The following is a 20,878-nucleotide window of genomic DNA, read 5'->3' as shown; positions in this document are numbered from 1 at the left end:
AGTGCACCGTGACCCGCACCCTGGGGTGCGCCCGGCAGCGGCCGGGCCCGGCGCGGCGGCCGGGGCGGATCGGACGGTACTGCTCCATCGTTTCTGGCATTAGCACCTTTCGGTTTCCCGGTGGTTGCTGCGGCGTCGTCGAGCCAGATCTCTTAGCCGCTCTTGATGGGTTGTTGGTGATTCCATCGTTCGCCAGGGCCCGGCGGCGGCGCAAGCACGCCGGGCCGCGCCGCGTCATCCGCCGTCCCACCCCGTCATGTGACGCGTGAACGTTAAGATGACGCGATTCTTACCCCCGCAGTGTGACGCGCGGGCGGTGACCGGTTTTCCCCGGGTTGCCGGGGGCGCACCGGGGGGCAGGGCCGCTGAAGTGTTGCGCCGGGCGGCTTTGTGTGACGCGGTGATGACACGCCGTGCGGCCCGTGCCAAAGCCCGGCCGATCACATACACTCCGGGAAAGGATGAAAGTCTTCGGCCACTGCGTGCGCCGGCAGGGGCCGCGGGCGCAGTGGCCGAACCGGTGCCAAGGAGCCGCAATGTACACCGCAATCCGCCTGTCCTTGACCGTGGTGCTGTGCCTGGTCGCCTCGCTGGTGTTGCCGATGCTGTATTCGCGCCTCCTGCAGCCGCTGCGCCAGCAAGTGCAGTACGGCGGCACGGTCAGCGGCCTGCTGGCGCTGACCGAGGCCTGCCTGCTGGTCTACGGGCTGCTGCTGGCAGTGCAGGGCCGGGTGCTGGAGGAGTTGCCCCGGCGCTGGCCGGCCGCCGGGCTGGTGGTGCTCACCGCCACCGGCTGTGTGCTCTTGAGCTGGTACGGGCAGCTGAGCTGGTTTTTCGGGACCCAGTCCTTCCTGGCCGCGCTGGTGTACATCGGGTTCACCCTCGGTGCACTGCTGCTGCGCCGCCCGGCCCGCCCGCTGGATCGGCGGGCCGGGGCATGAACCCGCACGCTTCCCGGACTGCGGCCGGTGCATCATCTAGGCTGGTGACTACGATGAATGCCAGGCAGAAGACCCACCTAAGCGGCGGGCGCGAGCGCGCCATCAGCGAAGCTGCACGCCCCGATGAGGACGAGTTCCGTGTGGACATTGAGCGGATCCGCTTCTCCCCCTACTTTTCCCGGCTCTCCGCGGTCACCCAGGTGATCCCGCAGGCCGGGGCCGGCACCGTGGTGCACAACCGACTGACCCATTCGCTGAAGGTGTCGGCCGTGGCCCGCTCGATCGCGATCGGGCTGCGCAACTCGGATCCGCGCACCCAACAGCTGGTGGAGGAGCTGGGCGGCTGCGACCCGGTGGTGGTGCAGGCCGCGGCCGCCGCCCACGACCTGGGCCACCCGCCGTTTGGGCACCTGGGTGAGCAGGAGCTGGACCGGGTGGCGCGGCAGAGCCTGGGGCTGCCCGACGGGTTTGAGGGCAACGCCCAGACCTTTCGCATCCTCACCGCCCTGGACAGCTGCGACGCCACCGCCCGCGGGCTGAACCTGACCCGGGCGGTGCGCGCCGGGGTGCTGAAGTACCCGTGGTCGCGCAACGAATGGCTGAACCAGCCGCTGCGCTCCCCGCAGGACCTGCCGCGCGGGGCCGGGAACCATTCGGGGGCCGGGGCGGCGAAGTTCTCCTGCTATGACATCGAGATCGCCGAGATGCACGATGTGCTCTCCGTGTTCCCGCGCATCGCCACCCACCAGCAGACCCTGGAATGCTCGGTCATGGACATCGCCGACGACATCGCCTATGCCGTGCACGACCTGGATGACTTCTACCGGGCCGGGGTGCTGCAGTACACCACGGTCTCCGCCGAGCTGCGGGCCTGGCTGAACCATTCGCGCTCCCTGGCCGAGATCCCCGAAGGGGAACTGGACCTGCGCCGCCCGGGTCACGCGCTGGAGCGCACCTGGCGCCGGCTGCTGGCCAAGGACCCGTGGGTCGCCTGCCCGGAGGCGTTCCGCGACTCGGTGGAACGGGTGGAACACGACCTGGTGGAGGGGCTGCTGGCGGTGCCGTACAACGGCGGGCTGGAGGCGGACCGGGCGGTCACCGGCTTCACCCGGCGCTGGATTGACCGGCTGCAGGCCTCGATCGCGGTGGAACGCACCCCGGTGGTCCGCAGCGGCCACGTCCGGCTCGCGGACGCTGCCTGGCATGATGTGGTGGTGCTCAAGTTCGTGCACTCGCGCTTCGTGCTGGACCGCTCGGATTTGGCGGTCTACCAGCGCGGGCAGACCCGGATCATCTCCTCGCTGGCCGAGGGGTTCAAGGCCTGGCTGAATGACCCCGACGACGCCTCCCGCGCCCCGCGCCGGCTGCTGGATTCGGTGGAGGCCGCCACCGAGGAGTACCGCCAGCTGCGGGCCATGGAGCCCCAGCGCTTTGGGCCGGCCGGGGACGGAGAGGTCCAGCGCCTGGGCCAGGCCCGGGCGATCGTGGACTATATCGCCTCCTTCACCGACGCGCAGGCGGTGTCGGTCAACGCGCTGCTGACCGGAACCTCGGAAGGGATCTGGGAAGTGGGCCGCGGACTCTAGCACCCGGCCCGGTCGCTGCCGAACGCGCCCAACCTTCAGGCAGCCCCTGTCGGTCACATTGCCTGCGGGGATTGGCGCGGCGGCAGGGCTTGTGCCAAGAATGGTCTGGGGTTGGGTCCAAGCCAGGCCCCTGACTTCTACGACGGGATGAACCTTGGTGTTGCGTGTTCTTGTTCCCTCCAACGAGCTGGCCCGCCGCCTGGATCTGCCCGGGGTCGAGCCGATCGTGTGGCATTTGAACGACACTGCCGCGGATGCCCCGCCCGCGCAGGTGCTGGTGACCGAGCGGCCCCGCAACCCGCAGCACCGTGCCAGGGTCTCGCGCATTCCGGGACTGGAGCATGTGCACCTGATGTCGATCGGCTACGAGTGGGTGCTGGAGCACCTGCCCGCCGGGGTGGGACTGAGCAACTCGCGCGGGGCCATCGAGGACGCGACCGCCGAGCACTGCCTGGCCCTGGTCCTGGCCGCGCTGCGTGGGGTGGACACCGCCGTGCACCGCCAGCGTGAACAGCGCTGGGAACCCACCTGGGGCGGCAGCCTGCACGGGGCCCGGGTGCTGTTGCTGGGCTACGGCGGGGTGGGCCAGGAAATCGAGCGACGGCTGCTGCCCTTCAAACCAGCACAACTGCTGCCGGTGGCCCGCACGGCGCGCACCCTGCCCGATGGCACGATTGTCCACGGCGTCGATGAGCTGGATTCGCTGTTGCCGCACGCCGAAGTGGTGATCGTGGCGCTGCCGCACACCGATGACACCCAGCGGCTGGTCAACCAGGGGTTCCTGGCCCGGATGCGTGACGGGGCGCTGTTGGTGAATATCGGCCGCGGCGCCGTGGTGGACACCCCCGCCCTGTTGGCCGAGCTGGAGGCCGGGCGGTTGCGCGCGGCCCTGGATGTCACCGACCCCGAGCCCTTGCCGGCCGGCCACCGGTTGTGGCAGGCCCCGGGCTGCCTGATCACCGCGCACGTGGGCGGGAACACCCACCGGGTGATGGAGCTGGTCTACGACCTGGCGCTCACCCAGGTCCAGGCGCTGGCGGCCGGGACCGAAGCACGAAACATGATCCGCGCCGCGGCCGCCAGCCCCCAGGGCCGGATCCGCTAGTCCAGCGCGATCGGCCCGTATTCCTCCAGGAAGTGGATCGGGCCCGGGTTCGCCGCAAAGCTGTCCCCGCCGAAGTGGCGCATCACCCCGTGCACGGCATTCAGCCCGGTGGTCACCGCGCCCTCGGCCCAGCCCGCGGTCCAGGAGATGTCATCGCCGGCCAGGAAGATCCCGCGCTGCGATTCAGGCAGCCCCCGCTGGTCGAAGTGGGTGTACAGCCGCTGCTGGTAGCGGTAGTGGCCCGGTAGGTTGGCCTTGAACGCGCCCATGAAGTTCGGGTCCGCCTCCCAGGAGACGGTGATCGGGGTGCCCACGATGTGGCTGCGGATGTCCAGGCCCGGGTAGATCTGCTCCAGGGAGTGCAGCATCAGCTCGGTGCGGCGCTCGGCATCCAGGGACAGCCACTTCAGCGCGTCATCGTTCCAGGTGTAGGACAGCAGGATCACCGCCGGCTTGCCCGGGCCGTTGTCCAGCAGGTAGGTGGCCCGGTTCAGCCGGTCGGTGAGGGTCATGGACATCAGGTCCTGGCCGGTCTTGGGGTCCTTGTCCTTCCAGAACGCCCGGTCCACCATCACGAAGGTCTTGGAGGACTGCATGTAGTGGCTGCGTTCGATCGCGGTCCACATCTTCGGTTCGAAGAGGGACTCCTCCACGTGGATGCCGGTGGACAGCAGCCAGGACTGGGTGGTGGAGACCACCGCATCGAATTCCTGGGTCCGCCCGTGCTTCTCGGTGACCGCGATGCGCTGCCCGTGCGGGCCGTGGCCCTGCCCGCGCACGATCCGGGAGACCGCACCGCGCGGTGCCCCGTGGTGCAGCGAGGATAGGCTGGTGCCGGCCGGCCAGTGCACCAGGTCCTGGGGCGCGTGGTTCCACAGGGCGTGCGGCAGCTTCGCCGCCCCGCCGGTGATGCCGCGGTGGTTGTCATCCGCGTCGGTGTACACGACCCGCAGGATTTCCAGGATCGAGTTAGGGAAATCGGTGTCCCAGCCTCCGGTGCCGAATCCGACCTGGCCGAACGCCTCACGGTGCTCGAAGCCGGCTTCCTTGAAGGCCGCCGAGTTGGCGATGAAGCCGTAGAAGGTCTCCTCGTCCAGTTCACGCACCATCCGGTCCCACAGCTCCTTGATCTTCGCGGTGTCGCGGGAGATCAGGGCCTGCTGCATCCGTTCAAAGTCGGCGTCCTCGGCCAACGCCCGGCGCCAGGCGTCGGCGACCTCGTGGAAGAATGCGGGCATCTGGTCGGGTCGTTCGGCGTAGACCTTCTCCCCCTTCAGCTCGATCACCGTGGAGGGGGTGGGCCCGGCCATCGGGTTGGGGAATTCGAAGGTGTCGATGCCCAGCTTGTCGATGTAGTGGTAGAACGCCTTGCCGGTGCTCGGGAAACGCATCCCTCCCAGGTCGCAGGTGACCTCCGGGGCGGCGGCGAAGGAGGCGGTGCGCAGCCGCCCGCCGATCTGGTCGGCCTCGAAAATCACCGGCTTGAGCCCGAGCTTCATCAGCTCATACGCGGTGACCAGCCCGGACAGCCCCGCACCGATCACGGCTACCTCGGTGCCGTGATGTTCCCGGGGAATCTGGCCCAGCCCCTCGGCGCCGGCCAGGTAGTGGTCGTAGCTGAAGGGGAAGTCGGGGTTGAGCATGCTCAGGCTCATTCGGTGTTGCTCCTTGGTCGTGCGTGAAACGTTGGGATTGAAAAGTCGTGGGCGGTTCGGCCCGCCAAAACCTAGTCGGCCGGCCGGTTCAGGTGGGCGTCGATGTACTGCTGCTTGCTCAGCTGCCCCAGCCGGGAGTGGCGCCGGCCGTAGCCGAAGTAGATCACGATGCCCACGCACATCCACAGCCCGAAGACCAGCCAGGTCACCGGAGCCAGCTGGCTCATCAGGAACAGGCAGGCCGCGGCGCCCAGGATCGGGGTGAGCGGGTAGAAGGGCACCTTAAAGGTGCGGGTGGCCAGCGGCTGCTTGCGGCGCAGGTAGATCACCGAGACGCTGACCAGCGCGAAGGCGAACAGGGTGCCGATGCTGGTGGCCTCGGCCAGCTGTCCCAGCGGGATGAAGGCGGCCGTCAGCGCCACCACGCTCCCGGTGATCACGGTGCCGGCGATCGGGGTGCCGGTGCGGGCGTTGACCCGGGAGAAGATGCCGGGCACCAGTCCGTCGCGGGACATGGACAGCAGGATGCGGGTCTGCCCGTAGAGCACGGTGAGCACCACCGAGGCGATGGCCAGCACCGAGCTGGCGGCAAAGAGCAGCACGATCCACTGCTGGCCGGTCAGTTCGTGAATGATCTGCACCAGGGCGGCCTGGGAGCCTTCGAACCACTGCCACTGCCGCGCACCGACGGCGGTGACGGCCACCAGCACGTACGCGGTGGTCACGATGACCATTGACCACAGGATTGCCCGGGGCAGGTCCCGCTTCGGGTTGCGGGCCTCCTCACCGGCAGTGGAGGCGGCGTCGAAGCCGATGTAGGAGAAGAACACGATGGAGGCTGCGCCGGTGACCCCCGCCGCGCCCATGGGCAGCAGCGGTTCAAAGTTTCCGGCGTTGAAGGCGGTGAAGGCAACGATGGAGAAGAACACCAGGATGCCGGTCTTGATGATGACCACCACGGTGTTCACCAGGGCCGATTCACGGGCACCGCGGATCAGCAGGATCGTGGCCAGCCCGACCACGATCAGGGCCGAAAGGTTCACCATTCCGCCTGGCTCGCTGGGTCCTGCCGCCAGGGCGGCAGGCAGCTCCAGGCCGAAGACGCTGAGGGTTTCGTTGACGTATTCGGCGGCGCCCACCGCCACGGCCGCCACCGAGACCGCGTACTCCAGCACCAGGCACCAGCCGCACACCCAGGCGATGCCCTCGCCCAGGGTGGCGTAGGAGTAGGAGTAGCTGGACCCGGAGACCGGCACCATGCCGGCCATTTCCGCGTAGCTGACCGCCGAGAGCAGGGCGGTGACACCGGCGAGCAAGAAGGAGATGAAGACCGCCGGTCCGGCGATCGGCACCGCCTGGCCAAGGATCACCAAAATGCCGGTGCCCAGGGTGGCACCCACGGAAATCATGGTGAGCTGGAAAACGCCCAGGGTGCGCTTCAGCTGCCCGCCGCCGTTGTCGGCGTGGGCTGACTCCACCATGTGGGAAATCGACTTACGGCGTCGAAGCTGCGCCGTCAGCGTGGGGCGTGGGGACCTGGTCAAGCCGCTCGGTGTACTCATGATGTTCCTTGCGTAGCTGTTCATCCATCGCTTTCCAGACTAGGTCTGTGAGCGGCATCTCAACCCTAGCCGATTTGAACTAAACTTTGAGCACATGGGACAAAATGCACCGAACTGGTTGGATCGCGCACCTGCGGCTGAAGACGCCGGGGTGCCCTGGGAAGGGCTGACGGTGGCCCGCTTCCTGCGCGAAATCCGCGGCGGGGTGCAGGTCGTGGTGGAGGGCGGGGACGCCCCGCTGCACTGGGTGGAGCCCAGCGACCTGGCCGACCCCACCGCCTACCTGATCCCCCACGAACTGGTGCTGACCACCGGCGCCCAATGGCTGGACGTGCCGGCCGGGCCGCAGCGCGATCGGCGGATCGATGACTACGTGGCCGCACTGGTTGGTGCCCGGGCCAGCGCCCTGGGCTTTGGCACCGAACCCTATTTCCAGAACGTGCCTGCGGCCCTGAGCGCCGCCTGCCGCCGCCACGGACTGAGCCTGTGGCAGATCGATGTTTCCGTGCCGTTCGCGCACCTGGGCATCACGTTCGCCAAACTGCTGCGCAGTGACACCGCGCGGATGATGAAGGATGTGGCCGAGGCGAACCGGGCGCTGCTGCGCGCCCTGGACCGCGACCGGCCCGAGACGAGGCTGATCGAGGAGCTGGCCCCACGCATCGGCGCGGCCGTGCAGCTGTTGGACCCCAATGGCCGCCTGCGCCATGTGGCCCGCGGCAGCAGCGTGGAGCTACCCGATGAGGATGCCCTGCACGCGGTGCGCCACAAGCTCGCCTCCCATCGTTCGGCACGCCTGGAGGTGCTCAGCGATGGGGCGGCCACGCACTTGGTCTACCCGTTGCGGGCCCGCCAGCCCACGGCCTCCCCCGGCCCGAGGGATGCCGCCAGCCAGCGTCCGGATCCGGGAACCGGCACCCTGGTGCTCTCCCTGGCCGAACCCCCGTCGGTCGCGGTGCGCAGCATCGCCGGTACGGCGTTGAGCCTGTTGGAGGTCATCTTGCATCAGCGCCTGGTTGGCTCCTTCGCCGCGACCCAGCTGGCCACGCTGCTGGTGCTGGGAATCACCGGGCAGGACCCCGAATCGGGGCGCACCGATGAGCTGCTTGACGCGGCGGTGGGCGGAAACCCCAGGCAGCCGCTCTATGTGGTGCTCGCCGCCGGCCAGGAAGACGGGGACACCGATCCCGATCACCAGGTGGTGCTTTGCCGCAGCCTGTTCGACACCCGGCTGGTGGCCCGGCTGGATGGGCAGCTGGCCGTGGTCACCCGCCAACCGGTCGACGACCCGCTGATGCTGCGCGCCCGGGAAGCGGGAATGCTGGTGGCGGTCTCCCGCGCCCTGGATCCGTCCGCCGCCGGGTGGCGGCAACGCGGCGCGGAACTGCACGAGGCCTATCTGCAGGCCGCGGGGCTGCTGCGGCGGGTGCTCGATGAGCAGCGCAGCCTCAGGGCCGCGGATCTGGGCAGCACCTTCGCCGACTTGCTGCCGCTGAATGCGGCTCGACAACTGGCCCACGACCTGCTCGCCCCGCTACTGGAACTGCCCGCGACCCGCCGCGAGCTGTACTTGCGGGTGCTGCGTTCCTGGTTGGATGCCAACGGGCAGTGGGATGCCTCGGCAGCCGCTGCGCAGCTGCACCGCAACTCCATGCGCCGGCACGTGAGCGCCATTGCCGAGCTGTTGGGCGTGGACCTGTCCGAGGCGGCGGTGCGTCAGGAGCTTTATCTGGCGCTGCGTTTCATTTCCAAGACCGGAACATAGTCCAGCCCAGCGGCTAGTCCGTCCGGGTTTCGGCACCCCAGCGCTGGTAGAGGTTGTTGCGCAGTTCGGCCAGGTAGGGGGTAATCCGCTGGGCGTCGCTCACCTGGCGGGCCTCAAGGTCGGTGATCAGCAGTTCGGCCTCGGCCCCGGCGGCGGCCAGCACGGTGCCGGAGGGCGCCGCCACCACCGAGTGCCCCGAGAGCTCCAGTCCGGCCTCCATGCCGCTGTGGTTCGCGTACGCCACGTAGACCCCGTTTTCCATGGCGCGGGCCGGAATCAGCGAATCGGTGACCGGATCGTTGCCCACGCTCAACGCGGTCGGCACGATGACCAGCTCGGCACCACGAACGGCCGCGGCGCGTACGGTTTCGGGGAATTCAACGTCAAAGCAGATCATCAGCCCGATGCGCAGGCCCTCAAGCTCGAACAGGGCCGGGGCGCCGGTGCCGGGCTTGAACACCCGCTGCTCCTCGGGCCCGTAGAGGTGCACCTTCACATAGCGGGCCAGCTGGGCCCCGTTCCGGTCCACCACATAGCCGACAATCATCCACTGGCCGTCAACGTATTCGGGTAGGCAATAGGCAATCGCGATCCCGGCGGCGCGCGCCACCTCGGGCATCCGCTGGCCCCACGCCGCGGCCTGCTCGGGGACAAGCCGCTGGAGGATCTGCTCGGGCGCGTACCCGCTAATGAACAGCTCAGGCGTCAGCAGCAGGTCGGCTTCGGCCTTGGCGGCCTGCTCGGCCGCATGGGCGATCAGGGAAATGTTCGCGTCCCCATCCAGCACGGTCGCGGTGTCTTGCAGCATTGCCAGTCGCATGGTGATGTCCACTTCCTCGTCAGTACTACTTCAAGGCTAGGGGTCGTTACCGATGCCGCCGAGTTAAAAAAGTCCCAGCTTCCCGGGGGCGCGGGATGTTTTGCACCAGCCATGGCTGGTTTCGCTGGGAGCCCGGACGGGTCAGGCCGACCCGGAACCCGGCAGCTGGTGCAGGATGTCGGGGCCACTGAATGGTTGCGCATCCGCCTTAACGAGTGGAGGCACCAGCCCATGGCTGGTGCCTCCACTGGTTCAGCGCGCCGGGACTACTTGGTCAGCAGTTCCAAAGCAGCGTTCAGGGTCTTGCTCGGACGCATGACCGCGGTGGTCTTGGCCTCGTCCGGACGGTAGTAGCCGCCCAGTTCAACACTGTGGCCCTGGACCTCGGCCAGCTCGCTGAGGATGGTTTCCTCATCGTTGGACAGTGCCTTGGCCACGTCGGCGAAGGCGGCCGCCAATTCGGCGTCCTTGTCCTGCTTGGCCAGCTCCTCGGCCCAGAACTTGGCCAGGTAGAAGTGGCTGCCGCGGTTGTCCAGCTCGCCCACCTTGCGCTTGGGCGACTTGTTTTCCAGCAGGAAGGTACCGGTCGCGGCGTCCAGCGTGTCGGCCAGCACCTGGGCGCGGGCGTTGTCGTAGTTGCTGGCCAGGTGCTCGAAGGAAGCGGCCAGGGCCAGGAACTCGCCCAGCGAGTCCCACCGCAGGTGGTTCTCGTTCACCAGCTGCTGTACGTGCTTCGGGGCCGAGCCACCGGCACCGGTCTCGAACAGGCCGCCGCCGGCCAGCAGCGGAACGATCGAGAGCATCTTGGCGCTGGTGCCCAGCTCCAGGATCGGGAACAGGTCGGTGAGGTAGTCGCGCAGCACGTTGCCGGTCACCGAGATGGTGTCCTCGCCCTTGCGGATGCGCTCAATCGAGTACTTGGTGGCCTCGATCGGCGAGAGGATCTTGATGGTCAGGCCCTCGGTGTCGTGCTCCTTGAGGTATTCGTTGACCTTCTTGATCAGCACCGCGTCGTGGGCGCGGTTCTCATCCAGCCAGAACACCGCCGGGGTCTGGGAGGCGCGGGCGCGGTTGACGGCCAGCTTCACCCAGTCGCGGATGGCAACGTCCTTGGTCTGGCAGGCACGCCAGATATCGCCGGTGAAGACCTGGTGCTCGATCAGTACGGTGCCGAACTCGTCCAGCACCTGGACGTGGCCGTTGCCGGTCATCTCGAAGGTCTTGTCGTGCGAGCCGTATTCCTCGGCCTTCTGGGCCATCAGGCCCACGTTCGGCACGGTGCCCATGGTGGTCGGGTCGTAGGCGCCGTTGGCGCGGCAGTCTTCGATCACGGCCTGGTAGACGCCGGAGTAGGAGGAGTCAGGCAGCACGGCCAGGGTTTCGGCTTCCTCGCCATCCGGGCCCCACATCTTTCCGCCCAGGCGGATCATGGCCGGCATCGAGGCGTCGACGATCACATCGGAGGGCACGTGCAGGTTCGTGATCCCCTTGTCCGAATCCACCATGGCCAGCTTCGGTCCCTCTTCCAGGCCCTTGGCGATCAGCTTCTCCACGCCCTCGCGGACCTCGTCGGTCAGCTCGTCCAGCCCGCCGAGGATGGCGGCCAGGCCGTTGTTCGGGTTCAGCCCGGCGGCTTCCAGCTGCTCGCCGTAGGTGTCGAACAGCTCAGAGAAGTAGGCCTTGACGACATGGCCGAAGATGATCGGGTCGGAGACCTTCATCATGGTGGCCTTCAGGTGGGCGGAGAACAGCACGTCATCGCGCTTGGCGCGGGCCACGGCGTCCTTGAGGAACTCGTCCAGGGCCGCCACGTGCATGACGGTGCCGTCGATGACCTCGCCGGCCAGCACCTTGAACGGCTTCTTCAGGATCTTGACTTCACCGTCTTCGGCGACAAAGCGGATCGAGATGCTCTTGTCCTTGTCGATGACCACGGACTTCTCGTTGGAGGCGAAGTCATCGGCACCCATGGTGGCGACGTTGGTCTTCGAGTCGGAGGACCAGGCACCCATCGAGTGCGGGTTCTTGCGGGCGTAGTTCTTCACGCTCAGTGGCGCGCGGCGGTCCGAGTTGCCTTCACGCAGCACCGGGTTCACGGCCGAACCCTTGATCTTGTCGTAGCGGGCGCGGATGTCGGTTTCCTCATCCGAGCTCGGGTTGTCCGGGTAATCGGGCAGGGCGTAGCCGGCGGCCTGCAGTTCGGCGATCGCGGCCTTCAGCTGCGGGATCGACGCGGAGATGTTCGGCAGCTTGATGATGTTGGCCTCGGGGGTCTTGGCCAGGTCACCCAGCTCGGCCAGGGCATCGGCGATGCGCTGTTCCTCGGTCAGGTAGTCCGGGAAGCTGGCGATGATGCGGCCGGCCAGCGAGATGTCGCGGGTTTCCAGCTCCACCCCGGCGGTCGAAGCGTAGGCCTCGACGATCGGCAGGAACGAGTGGGTCGCCAGCATCGGCGCTTCATCGGTGTGGGTGTAGATAATCTTGGCCATAGGTGTGGCGTCTCCCTGATCGTCGTGCGGAAGCGGGGTTAACCGCCCTAAACTCAACGTTCCCAACTTACCTGATTTCGGGCTCCACGACACGTTTTGTGGCCTAGTTATCCCTGCGAACTGCCTTGATTTTGCGCTGGAATGTCGGGCCTGGCGGCCCGAGATCGGCATCCCCGCTTTAAGTTAAGGTCTCGTAACTCAAACCGCTTTTTCGCAAACCCCGCCATGGGAGGGGCATAACAGCAACCCAGACGCCCCGGGACTGCCGCCGGAAGAACCCGGCAGCAAGCACGCAACCAGATTGTTGAACAATCCCGTCATTTGCTGCATGGTTAAGGTCGGAGGCAAGTAGAGACGGGGATCGCAGTGCAATACATCGACCTGAATTCCGATGTGGGCGAATCGTATGGAAGCTGGAGCATGGGAGATGACACCGCGATCTTCCAATCCGTCTCCTCGGCCAACGTGGCCTGCGGATTCCATGCCGGTGACCCGCGCACCATCGCCCACACCTGCCGCGAGGCGGCGAAGGCGGGCATCACCATCGGGGCTCATGTCGGGTACCACGACCTGGCCGGGTTCGGCCGCCGTTTCATTGAGGTTCCGGGCAACGAACTGGCAGATGACTTGCTCTACCAGCTAGGGGCGATGGATGCCATGGCCCGGGCTGCCGGCAGCGAAGTCAAGTACGTCAAACCGCATGGCGCCTTGTACAACGCCATCGTGCACCATGAAGAGCACGCCCAGGCGGTGATTGACGCGATACGGGCCTTCGGACGCGACCTTCCCGTGCTCCTGCTTCCCGGGTCGATCGCCCTGGACAAGGCCGAACGTTCTGGGTTGCGGGCGGTCAGCGAGGCCTTTGCCGACCGCAGCTACAACCCGGACGGAACCTTGGTTTCGCGTACGGATCCCGCTGCCGTCCTGCATGACCCCCAACGCATCACCCAGAACATGATTCGCCTGGCCAGCGAAGGCACCATCCGGGCCATCGATGGCACCATCATCCGCACTTCCGCTGAGAGCATCTGTGTTCACGGGGATACGGCCGGAGCCGTGGCGGTGGCCGCCGCGGTGCGTGCCGGGCTGGAGTCCTCGGGGATAGACATCAAGAGCTTCGCATGACGATCGATGCCGTCCACTTTGCCGGCACCCGAGCGGTGCTCGTGGAGCTGTCCGATGCCGCGTCCGCGATGGCGCTGACCGCCTGGTTGGAATCCCATCCCCTGCCAGGACAGCAGGATGTGCAAACCGGTGCGCGCACGGTGCTGCTCAGGACCGACTGCCTGCCCAATGCCGGCTACGCGTACCGGGTCATTCCCACGCTGCATCTTGACCTGGACCGCCGGCACGAAGGCGAGCTCATCACGGTGAACGTCAGTTACGACGGGCCGGACCTGCACGCGGTGGCCGAGCTGCTCGGCCTGAGCACCGAAGCGCTGATCGAACTGCACAGTTCACGACGATGGGCTGCCGCATTTACCGGCTTTGCCCCGGGGTTCGCCTACCTGCAGTCCGAGGGCACGCCCCTGGAGGTTCCACGCCGCAGCACGCCTCGAACTACGGTGCCCGCCGGCGCGGTTGCCCTGGGCGGGAAGTACTCGGCCATCTACCCCGCGGCGTCCCCGGGCGGCTGGCAGCTGCTCGGGCATACCGACACCCGCATGTGGGACGTGAACCGCACGCCCCCGGCCCTGGTGCAACCGGGCGACAAGGTGAAATTCGTGCCGCAACGCGCGGCACTGCGACTGAGCGTTCCTGCCGCGAACCACCAGCCACCGGCACCACAGGTGACGTCGGGGGTGGAAGTCATCAGCCCCGGCCCGCAATCAACGATCCAGGATGCAGGACGCCGCGGCGCCGGCAACCTTGGCGTTTCCCCCTCCGGCGCTGCGGATGCGATTTCGGCGCACCAGGCGAACAGGCTGGTCGGGAACCTGCCCGGTGCGCCCGTTATCGAGACCCTTGCCGGTTCGCTGCGGGTGCGGGCCATTGGCCACCAGGTGCTGGCGGTCAGCGGGGCCGAGGTGCGGCTCGAGATCCACGGCGAAGCCGAGGATCACACCAGCATGCGCACCGCAGCGATGAACGTGCCGTTCATCCTCAGGGACAAGGAAACCTTGAGCTGTTCCGCGGCCACGGCCGGGCTTCGCAGCTACCTGGCGGTCCGTGGCGGCTTTGATGGCCACCGGGTTCTGGGCTCCCTGTCCACCGATTCCCTCTCCGGCCTCGGACCGGCACCCCTGCAACCCGGCGAGCGCCTGCCCACGGCGAGGATCCGCGGTACCCATCCGGTGGGCGGCGCCGAACCCTCCACGCTGCCCCAGCCCGAGCCGGACGGATGTTTTAGGCTGCGCCTCGTGGCCGGTCCACGCGATGATTGGTTCGGACCGCAGGGCCTGGAACGGCTTGTTTCCCAAACGTGGGAAGTCAGCGCCCAGTCCAACCGGGTGGGACTGCGCCTGAGCAATGCCGCGGGCGGCAGGCCGCTGGTCCGGCTGCGCGCCGGTGAGCTTGAAAGCGAAGGCATGGTCCGCGGTTCGCTTCAGGTTCCCCCTTCCGGATTGCCCGTGCTGTTCCTGGCAGATCACCCGGTGACCGGCGGCTATCCGGTCATCGCGACCTTGGTCGATGAGGACGTCTCGAAGGCCGCTCAGCTCGCCCCCGGCGCCCCCATCCGCTTTGTGCTGCTGGAACCCGGCTCATCGATGCCGCGGACGGGAGGTGGGCGCAGATGAACGAGCTCCATCAAGCAGCCGCCGCCACGGATGCTGCCCCCTGCCACGGCCTGTTGGAACGCGGGGTGGCCGCTCACGCGCACACCGGCGCGTGGGTGGCCGAACGGCTGCGTGCGCTCATCGCCGCAGGCAAGATGGTTCCCGGCCAAAAGCTTGGGGAAAAGGCGCTCTCCGAAACCTTTGGGATCTCCCGCAACACCCTGCGCGAGGCGTTCCGGATGTTGAACAACGAACTGATCATCACGCGGGTCCCCAACCGCGGGGTGTTCGTGGCTTCTCCCGGGCCGGAGGATGTACGTGAAATCTACGCGGTGCGCCGGATGATCGAACCGGCGGCGGTGGCCTGGGGCCCGGACCTAAATGTTGCCCAGCTGCACCGCACCGTGGTTTCTGGCCTGGAGGCGATGGCGGCCAGCGACACGGTCGGGGTCGCGGATGCGAACCAGCGGTTTCACCAGCAGATTGTTGCCGGGTCAGGCAGCAGGCACCTGCAGGAGCTGATGCACCGCGTGCTGGCCCGGATGCGGTTGGCGTTCCAGTCGGCGCAGGGCACCACGGATTTTCATCGCACCTACCTGCAGGGCAATGTGAACGTCGTGGGACTGCTCGATCGCGGGCAGCGGGTCGCGGCAGCCGATGAACTGCGCAGCTACCTGGAAGCGGCCGAAACCGAGCTGCTCTCACGGTTATCCGCCACGGCGCCGGGCGCTGCCCCTCGACGCGGTTAAAGCGCGTTTCCGCTGCCGCCACCGGCGGCTTGCCGACACAAAATCCCCGGGAGGCACCGGCAAGACGCGGCAGGCCCCCGCCCGCCTGAGTCATTCAGGTCGTGCGGGGGCCCGCGATGCGCCAGGACCTAGTGGAAGAAGTGGCGGGCGCCGGTGAAGTACATGGTGATGCCGGCTTCGTTCGCCGCGGCGATCACTTCCTCATCGCGTACCGAGCCGCCGGGCTGGACTACCGCCTTGACTCCGGCGTCAATCAGGATCTGCAGGCCATCGGCGAACGGGAAGAACGCGTCCGAGGCCGCCACGGCGCCCCGGGTGCGGTTCTTGGACTCGGCGCCGTCCACGTTCTCGGCTCCGCCGGCGGCGTCGGCCCCGGATTCAACGCTCACGCCCAAGGTGTTGGCGCGTTCCACGGCCAGCTTGCAGGAGTCCACGCGGTTGACCTGTCCCATGCCGATGCCCACCGCGGCGCCGTCCTTGGCCACCAGAATGGCGTTGGACTTGGCGGCGCGCACCGCGCGCCAGGCGAAGGCCAGGTCGGCCAGGGTCTGCTCGTCGGCGGCCGAGCCGGCGGCCAGCGTCCAGTTGGCCGTGTCATCACCGTCGGCTGCGATGGTGTCCGACGCCTGGATGAGCATGCCGCCGGAAATCTGGCGGAACTCGTTGGCGGCGCGGCGGTACCCCTCCGGCAGGGTCAGCAGGCGGATGTTCTTCTTGGCCGAAAGGATCTGCACGGCCTCATCTTCGAAGTCTGGGGCGATGACCACCTCGGTGAAGATGCCCTTGACGGTGTCGGCCATCGCCTTGGTGACGGTGCGGTTCGCGGCGATCACCCCGCCGAAGGCGGAGACCGGGTCGGTGGCGTGGGCCTTGGCGTGGGCGTCGGCGATCGGGTCCGCGGCGCCCGGGGTGGCCACCGCAACACCGCACGGGTTGGCGTGCTTGATGACGGCCACGGCTGGTTCGCTGAAGTCGAAGGCGGCGCGCAGGGCGGCGTCCGCGTCCACGTAGTTGTTGTAGCTCATCGGCTTGCCGTGCAACTGCTTGGCCTGGGCGATCCCGGCCGGCGCGGCGGCATCGGTGTACAGGGCGGCCTGCTGATGCGGGTTTTCCCCGTAGCGCAGCACCGCTTCGCGTTCCAGGGCCACCCCGGCGTAGGCCGGCCACTGGACCTGGCCCTGTTCGTCCTCGTCCAGGAACTGGCTGGCAGTCCAGGAGGCCACGGCGGTGTCGTAGGCGGCGGTGTGGGCGTAGGCCTTGGCCGCCAGGCGCTGGCGGGTCTTCAGGTCGAAGCCCCCGGCCTTGGCGGCGTCGATGACCTGCCCGTAGAAGGAGGGGTCCACCACGATGGAGACCGCAGCGTGGTTCTTCGCGGCCGAACGCACCATGGCCGGACCGCCGATGTCGATCTGCTCGACCACGTCGTCCTGCGCGGCGCCGGAGGCGACGGTCTGCACGAACGGGTAGAGGTTGACGACCACCAGGTCGATCGGGTCAATGTCCATGGAGGCCAGGGTGTCCATGTGCTTGCCCACGCGGCGGTCGGCCAGGATGCCGCCGTGGATCCGCGGGTGCAGCGTCTTCACGCGCCCGTCCAGCATTTCCGGGGAACCGGTGACCTGTTCCACCTCGGTGACGGGGATGCCGGCCGCGGCGATGCGCTGGGCCGTTGAACCGGTGGAGACCAGCTGCACCCCTGCCTCATGCAGTCCGGCGGCCAGCTCCTCCAGACCGGTCTTGTCGTAAACGGAAATCAGGGCGCGACGGATCGCTACACGGTCTAGGGCGGTCTTGCTCACGTAAATGGTCTCCCGGGCAGTGCGACATTGTGGTTGCGGCGGCACGGCGGCCGCCGCAACCATTCTAGCCCCGGGGTGCGGTCAACCTTCAGGATGTTTCGGACAGGGTCTGGTCCTGGACGATGTCGGGGAAATGTTCACTGAGCTGTTCCGGGGTGAGGCACAGCTTCAGCAGTGTCTCGGCGTGGTCGTCGTCGGCCACGTAGGTGACCAGGTCCAGCTTGGTGCGTTCGTTCAGGGCATCACGCAACCCGATCGCCACCCTGACCATGGTGCGGTAGTAGGCGCGGATGGTTTCGCTCCAGCCCTCACGCTGAGCCTGGGTGGCCAGCGCGTCGCTCCAGATTTCGGCGGCCACCTCCTCCACCAGCCCAATGGAGGACCAGTGCCATTCGGTGGGTTCCCACTTGTCCGAATAGAATCCGTCATCGTCGTCGGCTTCCAGGTCCGCTTCCAGCGCCTGCAGCACATCGTCCAGGTCCTGGCCGTCGTGGTCCTCGTCCTCGGCCCCGTGCCCGTCGGTGGAGTCGTCCTCCGTTTCACGGTCCCCGGGTTCGACGCCGGAGTAGTCATCGGCGTCCGCCCGGTCCTCGTATTCCTCGTCCTCGTCCAGGTCCTCGCCGCGCGCCACCAGCAGTTCGCGGGTTTCGGTCAGCCGGTCGCGTTCCAGCGCCTGGATGGAGTTCAACGCCAGCAGGGGCATGTCAATGGACTCGGACTCCTCGCTGCTGACCCCGTGCAGGGCAATCGCGTAAAAGTCCTGGGTCGGGTGTTGTTCCAAAATCTCCGCCGCGTGTCGAAGGGCGGACACCCGTAGCGCCTCTTCGAGAGCGGTCCAATCTACTCCCATGTCCAGAGATTACCCCGTTCGGCGGGCCACCGGTAGGCCTTGACGCACCGGGCAATCGGGCGTAGCGATGTGCCCGAAGCCACGGCAGTGTCGGTAGGCTACTGCCTGTTGCCTCCGCAGCCGCATCCTCCACCGAAGGACTTTGACCGTGTCTACCATTACCCGCCCCTCCGGCGCCCGCATTGTGCAGGAGCTGCCCTTCAAATGGTCCGTGCAGGGCTCGATCTTCATCATCGGCGGCCTGGGGTTCATGTTCGACGCCTGGGACGTGACCCTGAACGGCGCACTGATCCCGCTGGTCGCCGCCGAGTGGGGGCTGGAGCGCACCACCGCGGCGCTGCTGGGCACCTCGAACCTGGTGGGGATGGCGATCGGCGCGTTCATCTGGGGCGGGCTGGCGGACCGCTATGGGCGCAAGAAGGCGTTCTCGGCGACCCTGCTGATGTTCTCGGTCTTCACGGTGCTGGGCGCGCTGTCCCCGAACTTCGGGTTCTTTGTGGCGTTCCGCTTCCTGGCCGGTGTGGGCTTGGGCGGCTGCATCCCGGTGGACTATGCGCTGGTGGGCGAGTTCACCCCGGCCCGGCTGCGCGGCAAGGTGCTCACCGCCATGGACGGGTGGTGGCCGGTGGGTGCGGCGCTGTCCTTCTTCATTTCCGGGGCCGTGATTGCCACGACCGAGAACTGGCGGCTGATCCTGGTGGTGATGATCCTGCCGGCGCTGCTGGTCTACTTTGTGCGCCGCCAGGTGCCCGAGTCCCCGCTGTACCTGGCCTCCCGGGGCCGGGAGTCCGAGGCGCGGGCGGTGATTGACGACCTGGTGACCCGCACCGGGGCCAAGGTGCGCGAGTACCGGATCGAGATGCCGGACGCCAAGCCCACCCCGTGGTGGCAGCAGGTGGTGGCGCTGTGGCGGTATTCCCCGTCACTGACCGCGACCAGCTGGCTGCTGTTCATCACCATCCTGCTGGTCTACTACCTGGCACTGACCTGGCTGCCCACCATCCTGGCCGAGGCCGGGATGGCCCAGTCCGCGGCCCTGTTCACCACCGCGGTGATGGCGTTGATGGGTCTGCTCGGGGTGGTGATCGCCGCCCTGCTCGTTGAGCGGGTGGGCCGCAAGTGGCTGCTGGGCGTTTCCGCGCCGCTCTCCGGCCTGGTGCTGGTGCTGGTGGCCCAGGTGCTTCACGTGCCGGCCGCCGCCATCGGCTGGGTGCTGGTGTTCGGGATGGTGGTGCAGGTGGCGATCCCGGTGCTCTACGCCTATGTCTCGGAGCTGTACCCCACCGAGCTGCGCGCCTCGGGGTTCGGGTGGGCCTCGACCATGTCCCGGCTGGCGGCCGGGTTCGGTCCGCTGCTGTTCGCCGCACTGTGGCCGGTGGTGGGCCTAAGCGCCCTGTTCGCCGGGGCGACCGTGCTGGTGGTGCTGGCCCTGCTGGTCATGGCGCGGGTGGCCCCGGAAACCAAGGGCCGCGAGCTTGACTGAACTTCCCGCCCACCTGCCGCAGCACCTGCTACGGCTGGCCGCGGACGGCGGGGCCGAACCGGTATGGCGCAACGAGCTGGGCGGGACGACCTTTCGGCTGGCCCCCGCAGGCCGGTGCCTGTACCTGAAGTGGCAGCCGCGCCCGCCGGTTGACCGGCAAGATGCGCGGGCGGTGGATTTGGCGGCCGAGGCCCGGCGGCTGCGCTGGGCCCGGATGTATCACCCGGTTCCCCTGGTGCTCGGTCAGGGAGCCACATCCGCCGGATCCTGGCTGCTGACCCAGGGGGTTGCGGGCACCAGCGCCGTGGATGAGCGGTGGCGCGCCCAGCCGCGCACCGCCGTCGTCGCGATCGCCCGGGGCCTGCGAAGGCTGCATGAGACCCGGCCGGTCGAGGACTGCCCGTTCACCGGCAGCTGGACGCAGCCCCATGCGGCACGGCTTCTGGCACCGCAGCAGTTGGTGGTCTGCCACGGGGATCCGTGCGTGCCGAACACACTGCTGGATTCGTCCGGCGATTTTGCCGCCCACGTGGACCTGGGGCTGCTGGGGGTGGCGGACCGCTGATCGGACCTGGCGATTGCCAGCTACAGCATCGGCTGGGACATCAACTTCGGCCCCGGCTACGAGGAGCTCTTCTTCAGCGCCTACGGGGTGGCGCCGGATTGGGAGCGCATTGCCGCCTACCGGGCGTTGTGGGACGCGCCGGAATAGTGCGACCGGGCTACGCCTTGCCGGCGGCCAAATCCGCCAGGGTGGCGATCAGCAGCCGGCGTTCGACCACCTTGATGCGCTCGTGCAGGGATTCCTCGGTGTCCCCGGGCAGCACCTCGACCGCCTCCTGGCGCAGGATCGGGCCGGTGTCCACCCCGGTGTCGGCGATGTGCACGGTGCAGCCGGTCACTTTCACCCCGTACGCCAGGGCGTCACGCACCCCGTGGGCGCCGGGGAAGGACGGCAGCAGTGCCGGGTGGGTGTTGATGTAGGTGCCCTCGAAGGCATTGATGAACTCCTCGTTCACAATGCGCATGAAGCCCGAGGAGATGACGTAGTCCGGGGCGTAGGACAGGCACTTTTCGGTCAGCGCATGGTTCCATTGCGCCCGCTCGGAATAGTCCTTGAAGTTCACCACGAAGGTTTCAATCCCGGCATCCGCGCAGCGCTGCACCCCCAGGGTGCCGTGCTTGTCCGCGCCGACCGCCGCAATTTCCACATTGGGCAGCTCGCCGCTGGCGATCGCGTCGATGACTGCCTGGAGATTCGAACCGGTGCCGGAAACCAAAACCACAATACGCATGGCTTCAATTCTACGGTGGCTGCGCCCGCCGCCTGGCACCGGTAAGGCGGGCGGGCGCAGCA

16 protein-coding genes and 1 riboswitch are annotated in these 20,878 nt (G+C 67.7%); of the genes, 9 read left to right on the top strand and 7 right to left on the bottom strand.

Annotated elements, in window-relative coordinates; translation table 11 throughout:
* Nucleotides 1-81: 81 nt before the first annotated feature.
* Nucleotides 82-172, bottom strand: a riboswitch (SAM riboswitch).
* Nucleotides 173-536: 364 nt separating this feature from the next.
* The 3 genes from GcLGCM259_RS02765 to GcLGCM259_RS02755 all read left to right on the top strand — a co-directional run bounded on the left by GcLGCM259_RS02765 (nt 537) and on the right by GcLGCM259_RS02755 (nt 3,632).
* Nucleotides 537-941 carry a hypothetical protein gene (locus GcLGCM259_RS02765; RefSeq protein ID WP_138925690.1) on the top strand — a complete coding sequence of 135 codons (405 nt, stop codon included), beginning with the start codon at nt 537-539 and terminating at the stop codon, nt 939-941.
* Between the two features lie 53 nt (nt 942-994).
* Entirely contained in the window at nt 995-2,527 is a 1,533-nt protein-coding gene (locus GcLGCM259_RS02760; protein WP_138927147.1) for a deoxyguanosinetriphosphate triphosphohydrolase family protein, read from the top strand.
* 157 nt (nt 2,528-2,684) lie between these two features.
* Nucleotides 2,685-3,632 (top strand): 2-hydroxyacid dehydrogenase, encoded by a 948-nt coding sequence (locus tag GcLGCM259_RS02755; RefSeq protein ID WP_217496551.1) that lies wholly within the window; start codon nt 2,685-2,687, stop codon nt 3,630-3,632.
* On the opposite strand, the gene GcLGCM259_RS02750 is transcribed toward GcLGCM259_RS02755, so the two are convergent.
* Entirely contained in the window at nt 3,629-5,287 is a 1,659-nt protein-coding gene (locus tag GcLGCM259_RS02750; protein ID WP_246049715.1) for a flavin monoamine oxidase family protein, read from the bottom strand. The two genes, GcLGCM259_RS02755 and GcLGCM259_RS02750, sit on opposite strands and share 4 nt — an antisense overlap.
* A gap of 71 nt (nt 5,288-5,358) precedes the next feature.
* A complete protein-coding gene (locus GcLGCM259_RS02745) occupies nt 5,359-6,849 on the bottom strand; it encodes an APC family permease (protein ID WP_138925689.1) in 1,491 nt (496 codons plus the stop codon).
* A gap of 94 nt (nt 6,850-6,943) precedes the next feature.
* On the opposite strand from GcLGCM259_RS02745, the gene GcLGCM259_RS02740 reads away from it, so the two are divergent.
* Nucleotides 6,944-8,614: a PucR family transcriptional regulator gene (locus tag GcLGCM259_RS02740; RefSeq protein WP_138925688.1), complete on the top strand. Its 1,671-nt coding sequence runs from the start codon at nt 6,944-6,946 to the stop codon at nt 8,612-8,614.
* A 13-nt stretch (nt 8,615-8,627) separates the two neighbouring features.
* On the opposite strand, the gene GcLGCM259_RS02735 is transcribed toward GcLGCM259_RS02740, so the two are convergent.
* Together GcLGCM259_RS02735 and GcLGCM259_RS02730 are read right to left on the bottom strand one after the other, a co-directional pair.
* Nucleotides 8,628-9,434: a nitrilase-related carbon-nitrogen hydrolase gene (locus GcLGCM259_RS02735; protein WP_138925687.1), complete on the bottom strand. Its 807-nt coding sequence runs from the start codon at nt 9,432-9,434 to the stop codon at nt 8,628-8,630.
* Nucleotides 9,435-9,700: 266 nt separating this feature from the next.
* The gene (locus tag GcLGCM259_RS02730; protein WP_138173502.1) at nt 9,701-11,923 is read right to left on the bottom strand and encodes an NADP-dependent isocitrate dehydrogenase; all 2,223 of its coding nucleotides are present in this window, start codon (nt 11,921-11,923) and stop codon (nt 9,701-9,703) included.
* A gap of 366 nt (nt 11,924-12,289) precedes the next feature.
* Between GcLGCM259_RS02730 and GcLGCM259_RS02725 the strand changes: the two genes are divergently transcribed.
* The 3 genes from GcLGCM259_RS02725 to GcLGCM259_RS02715 are packed head-to-tail and all read left to right on the top strand — an operon-like array spanning nt 12,290 to nt 15,389.
* The gene (locus GcLGCM259_RS02725) at nt 12,290-13,048 is read left to right on the top strand and encodes a LamB/YcsF family protein (RefSeq protein WP_138173500.1); all 759 of its coding nucleotides are present in this window, start codon (nt 12,290-12,292) and stop codon (nt 13,046-13,048) included.
* Nucleotides 13,045-14,661 carry a 5-oxoprolinase subunit B/C family protein gene (locus GcLGCM259_RS02720; protein WP_138925686.1) on the top strand — a complete coding sequence of 539 codons (1,617 nt, stop codon included), beginning with the start codon at nt 13,045-13,047 and terminating at the stop codon, nt 14,659-14,661. The genes GcLGCM259_RS02725 and GcLGCM259_RS02720 overlap by 4 nt, the downstream gene beginning before the upstream one ends.
* Complete coding sequence (locus GcLGCM259_RS02715; protein WP_138925685.1) at nt 14,658-15,389, top strand: GntR family transcriptional regulator; 732 nt, start codon at nt 14,658-14,660, stop codon at nt 15,387-15,389. The genes GcLGCM259_RS02720 and GcLGCM259_RS02715 overlap by 4 nt, the downstream gene beginning before the upstream one ends.
* Nucleotides 15,390-15,517: 128 nt before the next feature.
* Here the strand turns inward: GcLGCM259_RS02715 and purH are convergent, their stop codons facing one another.
* Both purH and GcLGCM259_RS02705 read right to left on the bottom strand, forming a co-directional pair.
* Entirely contained in the window at nt 15,518-17,188 is a 1,671-nt protein-coding gene (gene purH, locus GcLGCM259_RS02710) for a bifunctional phosphoribosylaminoimidazolecarboxamide formyltransferase/IMP cyclohydrolase (RefSeq protein ID WP_246049713.1), read from the bottom strand.
* Between the two features lie 88 nt (nt 17,189-17,276).
* Entirely contained in the window at nt 17,277-17,999 is a 723-nt protein-coding gene (locus tag GcLGCM259_RS02705; protein ID WP_138925683.1) for a hypothetical protein, read from the bottom strand.
* Nucleotides 18,000-18,186: 187 nt separating this feature from the next.
* Here GcLGCM259_RS02705 and GcLGCM259_RS02700 point away from each other — a divergent pair, with 187 nt between their 5' ends.
* Entirely contained in the window at nt 18,187-19,521 is a 1,335-nt protein-coding gene (locus tag GcLGCM259_RS02700) for an MFS transporter (protein ID WP_138925682.1), read from the top strand.
* The gene (locus GcLGCM259_RS02695) at nt 19,514-20,086 is read left to right on the top strand and encodes a phosphotransferase (protein ID WP_246049711.1); all 573 of its coding nucleotides are present in this window, start codon (nt 19,514-19,516) and stop codon (nt 20,084-20,086) included. Before GcLGCM259_RS02700 ends, GcLGCM259_RS02695 begins: the two co-directional genes overlap by 8 nt.
* A 157-nt stretch (nt 20,087-20,243) precedes the next feature.
* Here the strand turns inward: GcLGCM259_RS02695 and purN are convergent, their stop codons facing one another.
* Nucleotides 20,244-20,816: a phosphoribosylglycinamide formyltransferase gene (purN, locus tag GcLGCM259_RS02690; RefSeq protein WP_138925681.1), complete on the bottom strand. Its 573-nt coding sequence runs from the start codon at nt 20,814-20,816 to the stop codon at nt 20,244-20,246.
* Nucleotides 20,817-20,878 lie beyond the last annotated feature (62 nt).

The sequence above is a fragment of the Glutamicibacter creatinolyticus genome, assembly GCF_006094275.1.
Classification (GTDB): Bacteria; Actinomycetota; Actinomycetes; order Actinomycetales; family Micrococcaceae; genus Glutamicibacter; species Glutamicibacter creatinolyticus.
This window is presented reverse-complemented; position numbering and strand designations above follow the sequence as displayed.